The organism is Streptomyces sp. NPDC003035 (genome assembly GCF_042888285.1).
Lineage (GTDB): Bacteria > Actinomycetota > Actinomycetes > Streptomycetales > Streptomycetaceae > Streptomyces.
On sequence record NZ_JBIAPJ010000006.1, the window covers coordinates 424,926 to 440,847 of the forward strand.

16 protein-coding genes are annotated in these 15,922 nt (G+C 70.9%); 7 read left to right on the top strand and 9 right to left on the bottom strand.

Annotated elements, in window-relative coordinates; all coding sequences use genetic code 11:
• Window positions 1-55: 55 nt before the first annotated feature.
• Together ACFYV5_RS21770 and ACFYV5_RS21775 are read right to left on the bottom strand one after the other, a co-directional pair.
• Window positions 56-1,084, bottom strand: coding sequence for an LPXTG cell wall anchor domain-containing protein (locus tag ACFYV5_RS21770; RefSeq protein WP_389170795.1), 1,029 nt, complete (start codon window positions 1,082-1,084; stop codon window positions 56-58).
• A 139-nt stretch (window positions 1,085-1,223) separates the two neighbouring features.
• On the bottom strand, window positions 1,224-2,429 hold the full coding sequence (locus ACFYV5_RS21775; protein WP_389170798.1) for an ROK family protein: 1,206 nt from the start codon (window positions 2,427-2,429) through the stop codon (window positions 1,224-1,226).
• Between the two features lie 56 nt (window positions 2,430-2,485).
• Between ACFYV5_RS21775 and ACFYV5_RS21780 the strand changes: the two genes are divergently transcribed.
• Both ACFYV5_RS21780 and ACFYV5_RS21785 read left to right on the top strand, forming a co-directional pair.
• The gene (locus tag ACFYV5_RS21780; protein ID WP_389170801.1) at window positions 2,486-3,568 is read left to right on the top strand and encodes a Gfo/Idh/MocA family oxidoreductase; all 1,083 of its coding nucleotides are present in this window, start codon (window positions 2,486-2,488) and stop codon (window positions 3,566-3,568) included.
• Window positions 3,565-4,041 carry a heme-degrading domain-containing protein gene (locus ACFYV5_RS21785; protein ID WP_389170804.1) on the top strand — a complete coding sequence of 159 codons (477 nt, stop codon included), beginning with the start codon at window positions 3,565-3,567 and terminating at the stop codon, window positions 4,039-4,041. Before ACFYV5_RS21780 ends, ACFYV5_RS21785 begins: the two co-directional genes overlap by 4 nt.
• A 12-nt stretch (window positions 4,042-4,053) precedes the next feature.
• Here the strand turns inward: ACFYV5_RS21785 and ACFYV5_RS21790 are convergent, their stop codons facing one another.
• The 4 genes from ACFYV5_RS21790 to ACFYV5_RS21805 all read right to left on the bottom strand — a co-directional run bounded on the left by ACFYV5_RS21790 (window position 4,054) and on the right by ACFYV5_RS21805 (window position 7,044).
• The gene (locus ACFYV5_RS21790) at window positions 4,054-4,911 is read right to left on the bottom strand and encodes a fumarylacetoacetate hydrolase family protein (protein ID WP_355112338.1); all 858 of its coding nucleotides are present in this window, start codon (window positions 4,909-4,911) and stop codon (window positions 4,054-4,056) included.
• 161 nt (window positions 4,912-5,072) lie between these two features.
• Entirely contained in the window at window positions 5,073-5,810 is a 738-nt protein-coding gene (locus tag ACFYV5_RS21795; protein WP_389170809.1) for a YidC/Oxa1 family membrane protein insertase, read from the bottom strand.
• A gap of 80 nt (window positions 5,811-5,890) precedes the next feature.
• The gene (locus tag ACFYV5_RS21800) at window positions 5,891-6,184 is read right to left on the bottom strand and encodes a DUF6412 domain-containing protein (protein ID WP_389170812.1); all 294 of its coding nucleotides are present in this window, start codon (window positions 6,182-6,184) and stop codon (window positions 5,891-5,893) included.
• A 71-nt stretch (window positions 6,185-6,255) separates the two neighbouring features.
• Entirely contained in the window at window positions 6,256-7,044 is a 789-nt protein-coding gene (locus ACFYV5_RS21805) for a class E sortase (RefSeq protein ID WP_389170815.1), read from the bottom strand.
• 62 nt (window positions 7,045-7,106) lie between these two features.
• Here ACFYV5_RS21805 and ACFYV5_RS21810 point away from each other — a divergent pair, with 62 nt between their 5' ends.
• The 4 genes from ACFYV5_RS21810 (at window position 7,107) to ACFYV5_RS21825 (ending at window position 11,053) form a co-directional block, all read left to right on the top strand.
• Window positions 7,107-8,117: an SEC-C domain-containing protein gene (locus ACFYV5_RS21810; protein ID WP_389170818.1), complete on the top strand. Its 1,011-nt coding sequence runs from the start codon at window positions 7,107-7,109 to the stop codon at window positions 8,115-8,117.
• 169 nt (window positions 8,118-8,286) lie between these two features.
• Window positions 8,287-8,688: a very short patch repair endonuclease gene (locus ACFYV5_RS21815; protein ID WP_389171114.1), complete on the top strand. Its 402-nt coding sequence runs from the start codon at window positions 8,287-8,289 to the stop codon at window positions 8,686-8,688.
• Entirely contained in the window at window positions 8,685-9,680 is a 996-nt protein-coding gene (locus tag ACFYV5_RS21820) for a DNA cytosine methyltransferase (protein ID WP_389170821.1), read from the top strand. The genes ACFYV5_RS21815 and ACFYV5_RS21820 overlap by 4 nt, the downstream gene beginning before the upstream one ends.
• An 11-nt stretch (window positions 9,681-9,691) precedes the next feature.
• Complete coding sequence (locus tag ACFYV5_RS21825; protein WP_389170824.1) at window positions 9,692-11,053, top strand: DNA cytosine methyltransferase; 1,362 nt, start codon at window positions 9,692-9,694, stop codon at window positions 11,051-11,053.
• Between the two features lie 15 nt (window positions 11,054-11,068).
• On the opposite strand, the gene ACFYV5_RS21830 is transcribed toward ACFYV5_RS21825, so the two are convergent.
• The 3 genes from ACFYV5_RS21830 to ACFYV5_RS21840 are packed head-to-tail and all read right to left on the bottom strand — an operon-like array spanning window position 11,069 to window position 15,084.
• Window positions 11,069-11,947, bottom strand: a complete 879-nt coding sequence (locus ACFYV5_RS21830) for a DUF6339 family protein (RefSeq protein ID WP_389170827.1) — start codon at window positions 11,945-11,947, stop codon at window positions 11,069-11,071.
• The gene (locus ACFYV5_RS21835; RefSeq protein ID WP_389170830.1) at window positions 11,944-12,939 is read right to left on the bottom strand and encodes a hypothetical protein; all 996 of its coding nucleotides are present in this window, start codon (window positions 12,937-12,939) and stop codon (window positions 11,944-11,946) included. The genes ACFYV5_RS21830 and ACFYV5_RS21835 overlap by 4 nt, the downstream gene beginning before the upstream one ends.
• Window positions 12,940-12,942: 3 nt before the next feature.
• Window positions 12,943-15,084, bottom strand: a complete 2,142-nt coding sequence (locus ACFYV5_RS21840) for a helix-turn-helix transcriptional regulator (RefSeq protein WP_389170832.1) — start codon at window positions 15,082-15,084, stop codon at window positions 12,943-12,945.
• 526 nt (window positions 15,085-15,610) lie between these two features.
• Here ACFYV5_RS21840 and ACFYV5_RS21845 point away from each other — a divergent pair.
• Complete coding sequence (locus tag ACFYV5_RS21845; RefSeq protein WP_389170835.1) at window positions 15,611-15,817, top strand: hypothetical protein; 207 nt, start codon at window positions 15,611-15,613, stop codon at window positions 15,815-15,817.
• Window positions 15,818-15,922 lie beyond the last annotated feature (105 nt).

Here is a 15,922-nt window from a genome sequence, read left to right on the forward strand (position 1 = left end):
AATGAACGGGAGGGTGTACGGCGGGTGGCGCGGAGGCACGGGGCGCGCAGGGGGGTCAGTCCTGTCGGCGCCGACGGCGGGCGAGGACGATCAGGGCCGCGCCCGCGAGGAGCAGCGCACCGGAGGCGGGGGTGAGGACGGAGGTGGACCCGGGGCCCGTCAGGGCGAGTTCGGGACGGCCGGGGACGGGCGGGCGGCCCGTCTCGCCCTTCGGCGGGACCGGGGACGGGGACGCGTCCGGGTCCGGGAACGTGTCCGGGAACGTGTCCGTCCCGCTGTCCGTGTCCTCGATGTCCTCGGTGTCCCCGCCGGTCTCCGTACCTTCCGGCGCGATGGTCAGACGGTGGTCGCCCGACTCGCCGACCCAGTCACCGTCGTCGCCCCGGCGCTGCACGATCGCCGCGTTGGCGACGACCTCGTTGGGGCCGGTGCCGGCACGGAACGCGAGGCGGACGCCGACCGTGACCGTGCGGCCGGCGGGGACGGCGAAGCCGGGAAACCCGGTGAACACCCCGATGTTCTCGTCCTCCTCCGTCTCCTCGAACGCGACCGGCCGCCAGCGCTTCGCCTCGGAGTCGTAGAAGTCGAGCCGGATCTGGTCGGGCCGGAGGGCCCGCTCGCGGTCCGTGAGGACCAGGACCGGGTGGACGCCGTGGCAGGGCCCGGCGGTGGTGTTGGTGAGGTCGAGATCGAAGGTGCGGAAGTCGCCGCCGGGGACGTAGGTGTTCGGGCCGCCGTGGATCCGGGTGTCGAGGGGGAAGTCCGGGTCGGTCGCCTTGCCGCAGGTGGGCGGCTTTCCCCGGCGTTCGGATCCTGAGTCGACACGGGAGTCGGCACGGGAGTCGGCATCGGGGTCCACACCGGATCCGCGGCCCGGGCCGGTGCTGGGACCGGAGCTGGGGGCGAGGGTCGGGCCGGAGCTGGGGGCGGTGCTCGGGCCGGAGCTGGGGGCGGTGCTCGGGCCGGAGGTCGCGCCGGAGCCGGAACCGGGCTCCGCCGCCGAGGGGGCGACGGCGAGCGCGAGGACGGCGGTTCCGGTCGTCGCCGCGGTCACACCGAGGGCGAGGGCGTTGCGCAGTCGCATGGGCGGGTGCCTTTGCTGCTCGCGGGCGTACGGGACGCCGCGACGCTGCCACGCGGGCCCGGCGGAGCCGGGGAGCGACGCGGCGCATGCCCCTGGACGGGCCGCACGTTCCGCCCGATCAGCCCATGGTCCGACGACCCTATTTTCCGAAGACCGGAGCGAGGATCAGCTGCGCCGCTCCCTCCGCGACGGCGTGCGGGGTGGGGGTGCCCGCGACCGGGGTGCCCATGCCCGCCCCGGCGAGGACCGTGCCGACGCCGTGCGCGAAGACCTCGGGCGCCGCGCTGACGGCCCGGCCGCCGAGGACGACCCGGTCGATGTCGAGGAGCCGTACGAGGTTCACGGCACCGGCGCCGAGGATCCGGGCCGCCTCGGGGAGGTCGCCGCGGGCCACGGCCGCCAGGCAGAGGACCTCCAGGCAGCCGCGCCCGCCGCACTCGCAGGGCGGCCCGTCGAGCTGGACGGTCTGGTGCCCGAACTCCCCGGCTCCGGTCCTGGCCCCCCGGTGGAGCGCGCCGCCCAGGACGAGGCCGGCACCCAGCCCCGTACCGAGGTGGAGGTACGCGAACGAGTCGGCGACCGGGGCGCGGAGGGCGAGCCCGAGGGCGGCGGCGTTGGTGTCCTTGTCGAGTTCGACCGGCAGCCCGAGCCGCCGCGTGAGCTCGTCCCGCAGCGGGACCCCCTCCCACTCGGGGTGGCCGGTGACCCGCCCGGGGGTGCCGGTGAGGTGATCGAGGGGTCCGGGCATGGCGACCCCGACGCCGAGCAGGGCGGGGGCTAGGGCGGGCGCCTCGGTGTGCGGTGACGCCTCGGAGGCCCCAGAGACCTCGACGGTCTCGGACGCCTCAGACGCCTCGGAGGCCACCGTCGCCTCCGACCCGGCCGCGATGAGCTCCCGTAGCGCTCCCACCTCCCCCTCCACCACCCCGAACACCGCGTCGACGCCCGCACCGAGGTCGAGCGGGGCGCGGCGCAGGGCCATCCGTACCCCCGCGAGGTCCACCAGGACGGCCGTCAGCTCGTCGCGGTCCAGGTGAACGCCGACGCCGTACGCCGCCGAGGGGACCAGCCGCAGGACGGTACGGGGTTTGCCGCCGGTCGAGGCGCGGTGGCCGGCCTCCCGTGCCAGGCCCTCCGCCCGCAGCCGCGCCGTGATCTTGCTGACCGCCTGCGGGGTGAGCCCGGTCCCTTCCGCCAGCTCCAGGCGGCTGATGCCGGCCTCCCCCGCCGTGCGCAGCAGATCGAGTACCAGCGCGGTGTTGTGGCTGCGCAGCGCCGACAGATCGGCACCCGCCCCACTGCGGCCACCGTCGGCACCCCTGGCACTCCTGACACTCCGGTTCACAAGGCCATTGTCCCCTTCGCTTGCACTTTGGCAACAGCGTTGCTTAAGTGGGTTCCATGACTGGCACCGACCCCGCCCCCCTCCGCGTCGGACTCGTCGGCTACGGCCTCGCGGGCTCCGTCTTCCACGCCCCGCTGATCGCCGCCACCGAGGGCCTGGTCCTCGACACGGTCACCACCGGCAACCCGGAGCGCCAGGCACAGGCGCGTGTCGCGCACCCGGACGTACGGGTCGGGGCCTCCCCCGAAGAGCTGTGGGCGCGGGCGGACGAGCTCGATCTGGTCGTCGTCGCCTCCCCGAACAAGACGCACGTGCCGATCGCCACCGCCGCGCTCGAGGCGGGGCTCCCGGTCGTCGTGGACAAGCCGGTCGCCGGCACCGCCGCCGAGGCGCGCTCGCTCGCCGCGCTCGCCGAGGAGCGCGGCCTGCTCCTCTCCGTCTTCCAGAACCGCCGCTGGGACAACGACTTCCTCACTCTCCGCGCCCTCCTCGCGGACGGTGCGCTCGGTGACGTGCAGCGTTTCGAGTCGCGGTTCGAGCGCTGGCGTCCGCAGCTCAAGGGCGGCTGGCGCGAGTCCGGCGCGCCGGAGGAGATCGGTGGGCTGCTGTTCGACCTCGGCAGCCATGTCGTCGACCAGGCGCTGGTCCTCTTCGGCCCGGCCGTGCGCGTGTACGCGGAGTCGGACGTCCGTCGACCGGGCGCGGAGGCGGATGACGACACGTTCCTCGCGATCACGCACGCGAACGGGGTCCGATCCCACCTGTACGTGAGCGCCACGACCGCTCAGCTCGGCCCCCGCTTCCGGGTCCTGGGTTCGAGCGCGGGCTTTGTGAAGTACGGCCTCGACCCCCAGGAGGCGGCCCTGCGCGAGGGACTGCGTCCGGCCCCCGGAGCGCCGTGGGGCGTGGAGCCGCAGTCGATGTGGGGCGCCCTCGGCGCCGGGGAGTCCCCGCTGACCGGCGGCGGCACCCCGGTCGAGACGCTGCCGGGCGACTACCCGGCGTACTACGCGGCCGTCGCAGCCGCCCTGCGCGGCACCGGCGCGAACCCGGTCACCGCCCACGAGGCCGCGGCCACGCTCGATGTCCTGGAGGCGGCGAAGCGGTCCGCCCGCGAGGGGATCACGGTGACGCTGTGAGCACCCAGACTCCGGAGATCACCGAGCTCGAGGCGCAGGAGGTCCGCCTGCCCCTCCCCCACTTCACGTACGACGACGCCTGGACGCTCGGCGGCCTCCTCGTCGGCCTGGCGCGCGAGCGCCGCGCGCCCGTGGCGATCGACATCCGGCGGGGCGCGCAGCAGCTCTTCCACTGCGCGCTGCCGGGATCGAGCGCGGACAACGACGCCTGGATCGACCGCAAGCGGCGGGTGGTCGAGCGGTACGGCGAGAGCTCGTTCCTCGTCGGGGCCCGGTTCCGGGCCAAGGGCACGACGTTCGAGCAGTCCTCGCGCCTCGCCCCCGACCGGTACGCCGCCCATGGCGGTTCGTTCCCGATCGCGGTCGAGGGCGCGGGGGTGATCGGCTCGGTCACCGTGTCGGGGCTGCCGCAGGCCGAGGACCACGCGATGGTCGTCGAGGCACTGGAGCGCCTGCTCGGCGACCTGCCATAGCCGGAGTTACAGCTACGCGTCCTTGAGCTCCTGCCGCTGCCTTCCCAGCCCCTCGATCTCCAGCTCCACCACGTCACCGGCCCGCAGGTACGGCTTCGGCTCCGGCTGTCCCATCGCGACGCCGGCCGGCGTGCCGGTGTTGATGATGTCGCCGGGGTACAGGGTCATGAACTGGCTGACGTACCGTACGACCTCCGCGACCGGGAAGATCTGGTCCGAGGTGTGCCCGTCCTGCTTCAGCTCGCCGTTGACCCAGAGCTTGAGCGACAGCGCCTGCGGGTCCGGCACCTCGTCGGCGGTGACCAGCCACGGGCCGAGCGGGTTGAACGTCTCGCAGTTCTTGCCCTTGTCCCAGGTGCCGCCGCGCTCGATCTGGAACTCGCGCTCCGAGACGTCGTGAGCGAGGGCGTAACCGGCGACGTGCGCGAGGGCCTCCTCGTCGGTCTCCAGGTAGCGGGCGGTGCGGCCGATGACGATCGCCAGCTCGACCTCCCAGTCCGTCTTGGTGCTGCGGCGCGGTACGAGCACGGTGTCGTCGGGGCCCACGACCGTGTCGGCGGATTTGAGGAAGACGACCGGCTCCTCCGGGATCGCGGCGCCGACCTCGGCTGCGTGCCCGTGGTAGTTCAGCCCGATGCACACGACCTTGCCGATCCGGCCGACCGGCGGGCCGATGCGCAGCCCGGTCGCGTCGAGCGCGGGCAGCACACCGGCCCCGAGGGCGGCCCGGATCCGGTCGAGCGCGGACGCGTCGGCCAGCAGGCTGCCGTCGACGTCGTCGACCAGGGCCGACAGGTCGCGGAGCGTCCCGTCCTGGTCGAGCAGGGCGGGGCGCTCGGCGCCCGCCGGCCCGACTCGCAGCAGCTTCATGGTCTTCTCCTTGTGGTCGAGGTGGGCCCGGGGTCGGGCCCTGGTGAGCCCCGGCCGATGGAGTGCGGCCATCGGATGGATCGGAGGGTTGGTCGATCCTCCAAGAGATCCGACCACTCGGCAAGACCCCGTTCACGGACTGGACCCTTACGCCCGAGTAGCTATGTCCGAGTGGCAAGGGCCTTCATCGGCGGCTGCTCGGGCGGCAGCTGGTCGCGGAAGAGGACGGCCCGCTCGAGGACGGTCCAGGTGGTGCTGGTGACGACGTAGAGCGCGGCGGCGAGCGGGACGACGGCGACCGTGACCAGGGTGGCGAAGGAGAGCAGCGGCATCACCTTGTTGATCGTGTCCGCGCCGGGCGTCGGCGGAAGTCCGGTGTCCAGGGGCTGCGCGGCGAGCTGCCGCTTCGTACGCCGGAAGTTGAACGTCGCCACGGCGGCGACGATCGCGAAGAGGGCGAGGTAGACCAGGCCGGCCGGGCCGAAGGCGCCGCCGTGGGCGAGGGCGTCGGCCCAGTGGTCGCCGAGCGGGGCGGCGAAGAGGGAGTGACCGGCCATGCGGTCGCCGGCGAACAGGTGGTACATGAGGAGGAACGCCGGCGCCTGCAGGAGGCTCGGCAGGCAGCCGGCGAAGGGCGAGACCTTCTCCTTGGCGTGCAGCTCCATGACCGCCTTCTTGAGCCGCTCGGGGTTCTCGGCGTGCCGGGTGCGCAGCTCGGCGAGTTGCGGCGCGAGACGGGTACGGGCCTTCTGCCCGCGAGCGGCGGCCCGCGAGAGGGGATGGATCGCGAGCCGGACGAGCAGGGTGAACAGGACGATCGCGGCGGCGGTCGCGGTGGTGGCGAAAAGCGGCTGGAGCAGGTCGGCGAGCTGCTCGACCAGGGAGGCGAAAACGGACATGGGAGCCCTCCGAGGGGTCTCGTCGTGCCGGGAGACGTACGGGTCGGCATGACGGAACCGCGTAGAGGGAGTCTGCTGCGCTACGCGGCCGTCGGGAGGGGACGGCCGGGTGCCCGGGGCCTGCGGCGGCCTGAGGCGTCGGGATCGCGCTGCGGCAGGAAGGCGGTGCGCCGCGCGCGGTCGCGCAGGGCGGTGCGTACCCGGGTGGGAGCCACGGGCGGGGCCGCGGGGGCGCCGATCAGGGCGCAGACGACGGTGGTCGCGGCGAGGGCGACGGCGGCGGAGAGGCTCGAACCGTCGGAGAGGAGCAGATCGGCGAGGGCGAGCAGGAAGAAGAGCGGGGCGAGCACGCGCAGGAGCAGGTTCCTGATCATCTCCGCCTCCTTTCGCGCTCGTTCACACCTCTCAGCCGTTATACACGATGGCCTGCGGCCGGCGCCGGGTCTCACCGTACGAGGGTCGCCCACACGACGAGCCGGTACGCGGAACTGAACTCGGGCGTACAGGTCGTCAGGGTGAGGTAGGAGCCGGGGGCGGAGTACCCGTAGGAGGGCTTGACGAGGGAGCGGGGGACGGGCTGGATGACGCCGGTGTCGCGAGGTGCGGTCTGGCTCAGGACCTGATCGACGACGTACGCGTACCGGCGCTCGCGGGTCTGTATCTCGATCCGGTCGCCCTTGCGGAGCCGGTTGATGTACCGGAAGGGCTCGCCGTGGGTGTTGCGGTGCCCGGCGAGGGCGACGTTGCCGGGGCGGCCGGGTGAGGCGGTGCCGGGGTACTGCCCGACGTACCCGCGGTCGAGTACGGACCGCTTGCCGACGCCGCGGGCGACGGGGGCGGTGAGGCCGATGCGGGGGATGCGGATGATGGCGTAGGCGGTTTCGGCGGACGGTGCCGCGCCGGCCGGCTGGGTCTCGGTCACCGACGGCGATACGGACGGCTCCGCACCGGCCGACTCCGCACCGGCCGACTCCGAGGGCGACTGTGCGGGCGACTGTGCGGGCACCTCTGAGGGAAGTACGGCGGGTGATCCCTCCCACTCCCGCTCCAGGGCCTGGACCTGCCGGCCGGCCTGGGCCCGGGCCTGCTGGTTGGTCCACCAGAGCTGGTGCGCCACGAGCAGCAGCAGAACAACCCCGCAGGTGACGACGGCCTCGGCACCCGCCCACAGCACGCGGGCGGGCGTGCTCCGCACCCCGCCTGTCTGGACGACGACCGGCACCCTGTCCCGCACGCGGGGCACGATAAGGGCTGACGCGCCAACTCTCCAGGGCCGTACAGCAGTACGGTGTCGACATGCGCCCCGACACGCCTGCCGCCCACGTCACCGAAGCCGAGCGCCTGCTGCGGACCGCCGAGAGGTACCCGGAGGACCAGGAGCCCCTGTTCCTCCAGGCAGCAGCCCATCTGGAACTGGCGGGCGCGCGCGCACGAGCGACGACCTTGTACGACACGCTGCTGTCCTCCTCCCCGTCGAAACCCCATCTGATCCGCTCGCTCAAGGCGGCGAACCTGTGGGAGTACGGCCACGAGGCGGAGGCGCGGGCGATCATCGAGGGCGTCCGTGCGGAGCGCCCGGCGGAGGCGTCCCCGTGGGAGATCCTCGCGGAGACGCTCGAGTCCCACGACGAACTGGAACTGTCGGAGACGGTCGCCACGGAGGCGGCGGCGCTGCTGGCACCGGCGGCCGCGTCGGCGGACCTCCCGCACGCCACCCAGTCGCTCCTGGTCACCCGGCACCGCATCCGCCGGATGCTCGCCCTCCCCCACGACGACTGGGACACCCTGGCGGACACCCTCCACACGGCGGACGTCCCCCTGGACGAGCTCCACGACCCGAAGCGCCTGTGGTCGCTGGGCTCCTCGGACCCTGCGGAACTCCAGGCGGAGATCACCCGCCTCCGCAGCGAACTGGGCTCCTACCGCACGGCCCTGTCCCGCCCCTTCCCGGTGGCGGTCCTCCACTGGCCGGAGCGGGAACTGGACGAGCTCCTCGCCTCCTACCCGGAACTCGAATCCGAGTACCCCACGTACCGCGCCCACCTCACGGACATCGAAGCCTCCCTCCGCGAACTCGCCGCGGCGGGCACCCCCAACCTGGGCATCGTCCCGGCCACGGTCCCCTCCTACGAGGCCTTCGCCGCCTCCGAATCCACCTCCCCGTCGAACGCCTCCCTGCTCCCCCAGTACGCCACCACCCTGGCAGCCCGCGGCCGCGCGACGGCCTGGCCCCCGGCACGGGGGGCGGCATGCTGGTGCGGGTCGGGGAGGACGTACGGGGAGTGCCACGGGGGCGCGGAGGCCTGAGGGCCGGCGCAGTCGGACGTTCCCGTCGGCCGGGACCCCGCCCATGATGGAATGGATGCGGGAGCCGTGGCACAACGGCTCGGCGATGACAGAACCGGCCCGAGCCATGATCGTGAAACACCACGCCTTGAACACGATGAAGCCGCTCTCACCTGCTGTCTCGGCACGAATGAGCCGGCAGGCCAGCAAGGACACAGCTTGTGAGCTCGCGGTCCGGCGTCTGCTCCACGCAGCCGGACTGCGCTACCGCGTCGAGTACCCCGTGCCGGGAATGGCCCGGCGCCGGATCGACGTGGCCTTCACCTCTGTCAAAGTGGCTGTCCTGATCGACGGCTGCTTCTGGCACGGCTGCCCGCGGCACGCCACGCAGCCGAAGTCGAACGCCGAGTGGTGGCGGCAGAAGCTCGACCGCAACATGGCCCGTGATGCGGAGACCACCGCGCATTTGACCTCGGCCGGGTGGGAAGTGCTGCGCTTCTGGGAGCATGAGGCGCCGGAGGATGTGGCGCTGCGCGTCGCGGCTGCAGTCGAACGGCGGAAGGCCCACCGGGGGCGGGGGAGGAATCGTTGAGCGGGCTGACCTTTGTCGACGTGTGCTCCGGGGCGGGTGGGCTCGCTCTGGGGTTGGAGCGGGCCGGCTTCGAGCCGCGCCTGCTGCTGGATGACGACGAACACGCCGTCAGGACTCTGCGGACCAATCGGCCGCAGTGGAACGTGGTGCACACCGACCTGCTGGACTTCGACCCGTCCGAGCACCCCGTGAGCTACGACGTGGATCTCCTCTCGGCCGGCCTGCCACGCGTGAAGTCGAGTGCGACCGTCGGGCGGACGGACTCACGCGTCGAGGAGCGGCTGTTGGAGGCCACCGTCTATCTCGTCCATGCGATCAGGCCTCGGGCGGTGCTCATCGAAAACGTTCCTGATCTCGCCCATTCGGACAGGTACGAGCAGTTCCGCGACTTCGCTCGGGCCGAACTCGCCCACCTCGGCTATGAGTTCAGTTGGTTCGTCATGAACGCCGTCGACTTCGGCGTACCGCAGAATCGCAAGCAGGGCGTCCTGCTGGCTGTCGAACGGCATCGGGCCGAGGCACTCCGACCGCCGGCACCCATCGTGCAGGAGCCGACGACGGTCGGAGTGGTTCTGGGGCCGTCCATGGCCTCACGCGGTTGGCAGGACGCCGCCCGCTGGGCCGCCCAAGCGGATCAGCCGGCTCCGACGTTGGTCGGGGGCTCGAAGAACCGGGGCGGCGCCGACCTGGGACCGACCGGAGCGAAGCGGAAGTGGGCGACCATGGGCGTCAACGCTCACACGGTGGGCGACAAGGTTCCCGGACCGGACTTCGTCTGGGATCCCGCCCTCGGCAGGGACAACATGGTGAAAATCACAGTCGAGCAGGCAGCGCTGCTGCAGGGCTTTCCCGAATCGTGGGAGATCGCCGGACTCAAGACCGCTCGGTACCGCCAGATCGGACACGCGACGCCTCCGCCGGTCGGAAGGGCGCTGGGACAGGCCATCGCCAACGCGCTGGACGGGGAACCGGCAGCCCCCTCCGCCGGCTAGACTTCCGCCACATGACCAGCGCGGCGCCACACCAGTCCATCCTCGACAAACCCTATGTCCTGGACCTCTTCGCGGGGCCCGGAGGGCTGGATGTCGCCGGGCACTCGCTCGACATCCCGAGTCTCGGCATCGAGTGGGACCGGAGCGCCTGCCTGACGCGCTACGCGGCCGGGCTGGACACTCTCCACGCCGACGTGAGCGCCGTACGCAGGGATGCCTTCGAGTCCCTGCCCCCGGAGATCAACATGCTCGCCGGTGGTCCCCCGTGCCAGACCTACTCGGTGGCCGGGAAAGGCGCCGGCCGCAAGGCTCTGGACGAGGTCAAGGAGTACATCGAACGACTGATGGCGGGCGACTCCGACGAGGAGATCGACAAGGACCTGAAGAACCTCAGTGATCCCCGCACCGCGATGGTCCTCGAACCCCTCCGGTACGCGATTCGAGCGACCCGGAGCCCGAGCCGGGACTTCCGTCCGTACGACGTCATCGTCCTGGAACAGGTCCCCGCGGTCGAGGCGCTCTGGCACCACTACGCCAGGGTGCTGGAGAAGACGGGCCTCCCCGATGGCACTACGTACAAGGTCGTCGTCGACGTCCTCGACACCGAGACCTACGGCGTACCGCAGACGCGGTCCCGCGCCGTGCTGATCGCTCGTCGTGAGGGGCTGGGTGAGCCCTCGCTGCCCGCGCCGACCCACCACGCCTACGAGGCGAAGGAATGGAATCGCAGGAGCGACCGAACCTCGACCGACGTCCATCAGCCGACCCTCGACGAGGACAGTGCCCCGCAGCCCGAGGAGCGCCGGGGGAAGGACGACGTTCGGGAGCACTGGACATCGATGGGCAAAGCCCTCGCCGACCCGGTGGGCACGCATCCGGGACGCAAGACTCCCTTCCTGGTCCGCTCCAACTACGGCAGCTCCGGAATCCCGGGGCGACGCGGAGTACGGACCGATCGACAGCCCGCCGCCACCGTCACCGGCCGTATCTCCCGCTTCGTGGTCTTCGAACACCTCGACGAGAACATCGTGTACGAGGGTCCTCGGTTCAGCATGAACGAAGCGGGGATGCTGCAGAGCTTCCCGCCCGACTATCCGTGGTCCGGTACGGCACAGGCCCAACAGGTGGGAAATGCCGTGCCCCCTCTGTTCGGTGCGCACCTCCTGAGCGCGGCGCTCGGTCTTCCCGCGCCGGACCCGAAGGCGCTGAGGACGCCGTGGCAGCGGGCCACGGACGAACAGCAGGCCAAGCTGCGGAGCCACGGCTGCGGAGCTGCGGACGACTGCACCGCCCGCTGCCCGTCCCCGGAGGACCAGTCGCCGCCCCGCTCGACCTCGCGCCCACGCAAGAACGAGCGGGTGTCGGGCCAGTAGCTCCGGGGCCACCGGTCAGTCCGCGGTCTTCCTGCCCCTGACCGGCGCGGACTCGAACAGCTCCATGAAGTAGCTGGTGAGCGCCGCCACGGACTCCTCGGGAACGGGATCCTCGTCGGGTCCCTCGGGCAGTGCCTGTCGCGCGACCGGGGGCGCCGTGTCCGCCTCTGCGATCCACTCTCGCAAAGGGATGGGATCCTTCGGCTCGTCCGGGGCGAGCACATCGTAGGTCAGGGTCGCTCCCGCCGTGCTGATCGCCAGGCTGAGGCCGTTGATCTCTCGACCGGTGGTGACCTGCCCGTTCTTCAGGAGGCGAACCAAGGCTTGGGCGGTGGGACGGTGGTCGATCACGTCTCTCCGCAGAACTGTGTGGATGAGGTCCTGGTTGCCGCAGGCGATCTCGACGGGTTCATAGTCAGGCCCGTTCCGGAAGAGTTCGGCCGCCCACCACAGACGGGAGAAACACTGGCGGTCCGCAGGGCCCACAAAGCGGTCCGCCGCAACACGCCGCACCGGCCTGTGCACCGTCGCCTCCGGCAGGTGACGCCACAGGACGTAATCGGGAGCCACCGCCAGGGCGATGTGATTCCACAGACGCTTGTCCGCCGCTTCCCGCCGCGTCAGGCGCAGCGTGGCATGAAGCCGTGGCGCGAGCCAGGCGTCGGCTCGGGTGCGGTCCTCACGAAACTCGAACATGGCGTCTTCCACCAGGCTCCGGATCGGCTCGACCGACCACCTGGCGTCGTCCTCGAGGAGCGGCTCGACCACCTTGGCGAGTTCGATGCCACCGTGCACTTGTTCGCCCTTGAGCAGGTCCTCGGTGAGAAACGGATCGGCGGCCGAGGCGGAGAGGAGCGCCAAGCGCTCCGGTACGTGGTTCGGTTGTGTGATCACGTCGCGCTCTCCCGGTTCATCTGTTCCAGACTTCGGATGGCGTAGGCGAGTGCCCTGGTGGCATCGGCACGGCGAGCCGCCGCGTAGTGGACGCGGGTCTGCAGCTCCACCCAGCCCGACTCGCCGGTGCGCCGGCGATGCACCTGGCGCAGCGCCTCCTCGACATGAACGCCGGGAATCACATCCGGGAGCATCTCCCGCAACACATCGCCCTGCCAGTCGGTCGGGAAGACCGGACCGCCGCCGGGTTCCACCTCCAGATCACCGATGGCGCCATGGAACACCGCCGTCCAGACGTCGGTGGCCATCTGGGCGACCAGAAGGTCTCGCACCTTGCTGTCCACTCCCGAGCCGCTGCTGTCCAACAGTCCCAGGACCCCTTCGACATCTGTGTTCACGAACACCGTGGGGACCCGAGCCGACGTGTCCACGATCCAGGGCACGTCGGCGTAGGCCCGCAGCCACTCCCTCGAACTCCTGCCGAACGAGGCTTTCTGGACCTCCAGTTGGAGCCCGCTGACCGGCTCGTCGGAGACGGTGTCGACGATCCAGTTCCGGTCTGTCTCGGCGATCGACCGTCCCCGCACTCCGTCCACGGTCCCGACGGCGTACGCGGCGAGGGAGGCCCGCCCCAGGTGGTCGTCGCGGAGCACCTCCAAGGAGCCCGACCAGTCATGGCTGTCCTCCGCGTCGCGCGTGAGGTCCGCCGCGGTGCGGACGTTGGTCTCGCCGTCCGTCAGCACGGCGAGGACGCACAGATCGGACCAGGCCGCGTCGGGTGCGTTCGCCCCTGGCGGCAGCGTCGCGGAGAGGCCGATCGTGGCGCTCACCCAGTCGGTGTGGCCCGCGATACCGAGCGCGACGGCCTGCTGCTGCGTCGAGTACGCGCTGGTCTCCAGCTGGTCACGGGTGCCGTCGGAGAGCCGGAGGGAGACCGACGTCACCCTGAGGGTGATCGGACGGTTGAGCCGCTTGTACGGGTAGATCTTCACGCGTCACTCCCCCTTGCCCGCACGCAGTTCGAGGACGAGGCGGGTGAGCGTGGTCCTGACCGGGTGGCTGGTCACATCGGTGGATCCTCGGAACTTCGCGCGCCGCACGCCGGGTGTGAAGTGCAGAGTCCCGTCCTCCACCTCACAGCCTTCGACGGCCACGAGTTCCGCCCAGTCCAGCTTCGGACGGGCCCCGGACCGCACGTCCAGCTGGGCGACCGGCGCCATCGGGACGATCTCGTCACCGCGCGGGATGCTCACTTCCGCGGTGATCCGCCACTCCCCGTCGTCGCCGATGGTCGCCTCGAGCCCGTTCAGCGTCGGGACCACCGGGCCGGACGGCACCTTGGCCTTGGGCCGGTTCTTGACGGTCAACGCCTTGCGCAAGGCCTCGCCGCCTTCGCGGCTGCTGCGCTTCGGCCGTGCGACGAGTTCCCTGACCGCACTGTTGACCTCGGTGGTCAGCTTGTTGATCCGCCGATAAGCGGAAGGCGACCACCGCAGGGTCAGCTCCTCCGTCTGCCCCCAGCGGTCGTGCTCAGGGGGTTCCGCCGCGCGCAAGAACTCTTCGGCCTCGTGTGCGAACGGAGCCGATTCCCCGGCTGCCTCGCCCGCCAGGAGAACGGCCTGGAACGGATTCGTCCCGAGCGGAAGATTGGGGACCACAGCCTTCCTGACGGTCATGCGGTTGCCGCGCAGGGAATGCACCCAGTTCTTCGGTGTGTCCGTGTCAGTGGTGGCGTCGGTGATCAACAGAACTGCTTGGTGTGTCCCGAGCGTCCCGGGGGCGCCTCCGGACAGCGGCAGCTTCAGCGGAATGCTCCGTGCTGCCACCTGCCCGGCTTCGGTGAGTCGATCCACCGTGGTGCCCTCGTAGTGGGCCCGCAAGGCGCGGGTCCGGGCGGGTTGCTCGGCAGACGGGTCCACCTGCTCCTCCGGCAGGACCACGTCGCCGTTGCGCAGAGAACGGACAGATGCTTCCAGGAGGGGGAGTCTGCTGCCTCCGCCGGTCATCGCGGCCCAGAAGTCGCGGCCCAGCGCCGCGACGAGACGGCGGTGCATCGTGCGGATGTCGCGCGTGTCCTGGTCGCCCTCCTCCAGGGCCTCGTCGTCGTCTTCTGACGAACCCCCTTCGAGGCCGGCCACATCGTGCGCGCCGACGATGAGGAAGGAAGTACCAGGCTCGTCGCTCTCGCGGGTGAGGTGCAGACGGGCCACGGTCTCCTCGTCCGCCCACCATGAACGGGCGACCATGGCGCCGGGTGAATCCGGGTCGGGGCGCCCGAGCCAGGCGGGGCCTGCGTACGGTTCGCCGTCGACCTGACGCCAGGGCAGTTCGAGACGGCCGATCACTCGCCGCTCTGTCCGCCCCTCATGGGGCACGGACAGAGTGGAGTTGATGAGCACGAGGCCGAGAGCGCTGGAGGCCCACAGCGTGGCCTTGCCCAAGCCGTAGGAACCGCCGGCGGCGGGCCCGGACTTGAGGCTCTCCAGCTGACGCCTGACCACGGCTGCGAACTTGCCGTCCGCGTAGTCGTCGCCGGTCAGACCGGAGGCGTTGTAGTCGTCGACCCGCAGCAGGACGAGACGACCCTTCTCGTACATGTCGCGCACACCGGCGTCCACGACCCGGCCGACCTTCTGATTGCCGGCGACCTCGGAGACGGCGGAATAGTGCGGGAAGAGATCGTTCCAGAGGATCGCCTCGCGGAAGGCGTCCAGGTGTTCGCCGGTCAGCTCGTGCAGGGTGTAACGGACACGGACCGGGCGGCCGTTCTCCGTCAGTCGCTCGTCGAGGCTGTTCTGACACGTCTCGCGCGCGAGGACCTGCACGTCCGCGTCGAAGGCGAAGGCTGCGGCATTGCCCAGGTCACGGCCACCGTCGGGGTACCCGGGACGGTGGTACCAGGTGACCGGCAGGCCGGCCTGGGTGTCGGTGGTACGGGTGTGCACCGTACCCAGGTCCGTACCGAGCGCCCTGGCGATGTCCTGCATGACCGTCGGGCGCGGGGTCGACCTTCCGGTGATCCACGCCGAGACGGCGGCCCTGGTCAGCCCGAGCTCCTCGGCCAGTTCGGCCTGCGTCTTCCTCGCCAGCTTGAGCTGACGGGCCAGCCAAGGCCCGAACTCCTCACCTGTCTCCACGCGCCACCTGCTCTTCCTCGGGTCGTACCGAGGAGGCTAATTTGACGAACGCGAGGGCGTCAACCAACAGTTAACCGGAGGGCATCGACCCATCGACTCTGCATGACTGTCCAACTTGCCCCTTATCACTCTGATCCACCCGATTCACACCCGGCAAGCAAGTGGAATCCTCAACTCCGCACAGGTGAACGGGAGTTCGGGTTGCACGCTTCCCGAAATGCCGATACCTTCAGCGACGTTGGAAAAGCCATCTCGCTCGTGCAATCCGAATCTGGAGGGCCGGGCGACCGGGGGAAAATTGTGCCCACATTTCGCCCGGAGCGAGAGGGTAGAAGTGCGTCCGCAGGCGGTCGACTATCTTGCGGAAGCATTTTTTGGAAACGGCTGGCGGCCCCACACCTCCGCCCGCTAGCGTGATCAACGGGAAAAGAATCCCGCAGGCAGAACCATTTCGTTTCACGGGGGGCGTGACCCGTTATACCCCTGTGCGACCACCACGGCATGATGCGACAGGGGTGAGGACTCCATGGACGAGGACGAATGCGGGCGCTTGTTGCTCTCGCATCGGGAGCACAGCTCGTTAGGGCTGGGTGTCCGAACGGCCACGAGCAAGGCCGAAGCGAGGGAGATCCTTCAGGCTTACGAGCTGTCCGAGGAGGATCTCGCCAAGGGCTTCCCCTGCCTGTTCAAGGTGTTCGGGGACCTGCCTGACGAGAGCCCCCCTGCCTCCTGACGCTGCCAGGAGCGCCCCCAGCGCGCCCAACGACACAGGGGCCGGCTTGCCTCAGCCGGTGAGGCCGGCCCCGTCACCCACGCCTTCGTCCGTCCCTCGACACCC

Bases quoted from the DNA above. Each gene is read 5' to 3' on its own strand.
- ACFYV5_RS21795 (WP_389170809.1), bottom strand. From the start codon at position 5,810: ATGTCCGTTTTCGCCTCCCTGGTCGAGCAGCTCGCCGACCTGCTCCAG.
- ACFYV5_RS21810 (WP_389170818.1), top strand. From the start codon at position 7,107: ATGCGCCCCGACACGCCTGCCGCCCACGTCACCGAAGCCGAGCGCCTG.
- ACFYV5_RS21845 (WP_389170835.1), top strand. From the start codon at position 15,611: ATGGACGAGGACGAATGCGGGCGCTTGTTGCTCTCGCATCGGGAGCAC.
- ACFYV5_RS21780 (WP_389170801.1), top strand. From the start codon at position 2,486: ATGACTGGCACCGACCCCGCCCCCCTCCGCGTCGGACTCGTCGGCTAC.
- ACFYV5_RS21790 (WP_355112338.1), bottom strand. From the start codon at position 4,911: ATGAAGCTGCTGCGAGTCGGGCCGGCGGGCGCCGAGCGCCCCGCCCTG.
- ACFYV5_RS21800 (WP_389170812.1), bottom strand. From the start codon at position 6,184: ATGATCAGGAACCTGCTCCTGCGCGTGCTCGCCCCGCTCTTCTTCCTG.
- ACFYV5_RS21815 (WP_389171114.1), top strand. From the start codon at position 8,287: ATGAGCCGGCAGGCCAGCAAGGACACAGCTTGTGAGCTCGCGGTCCGG.
- ACFYV5_RS21825 (WP_389170824.1), top strand. From the start codon at position 9,692: ATGACCAGCGCGGCGCCACACCAGTCCATCCTCGACAAACCCTATGTC.
- ACFYV5_RS21770 (WP_389170795.1), bottom strand. From the start codon at position 1,084: ATGCGACTGCGCAACGCCCTCGCCCTCGGTGTGACCGCGGCGACGACC.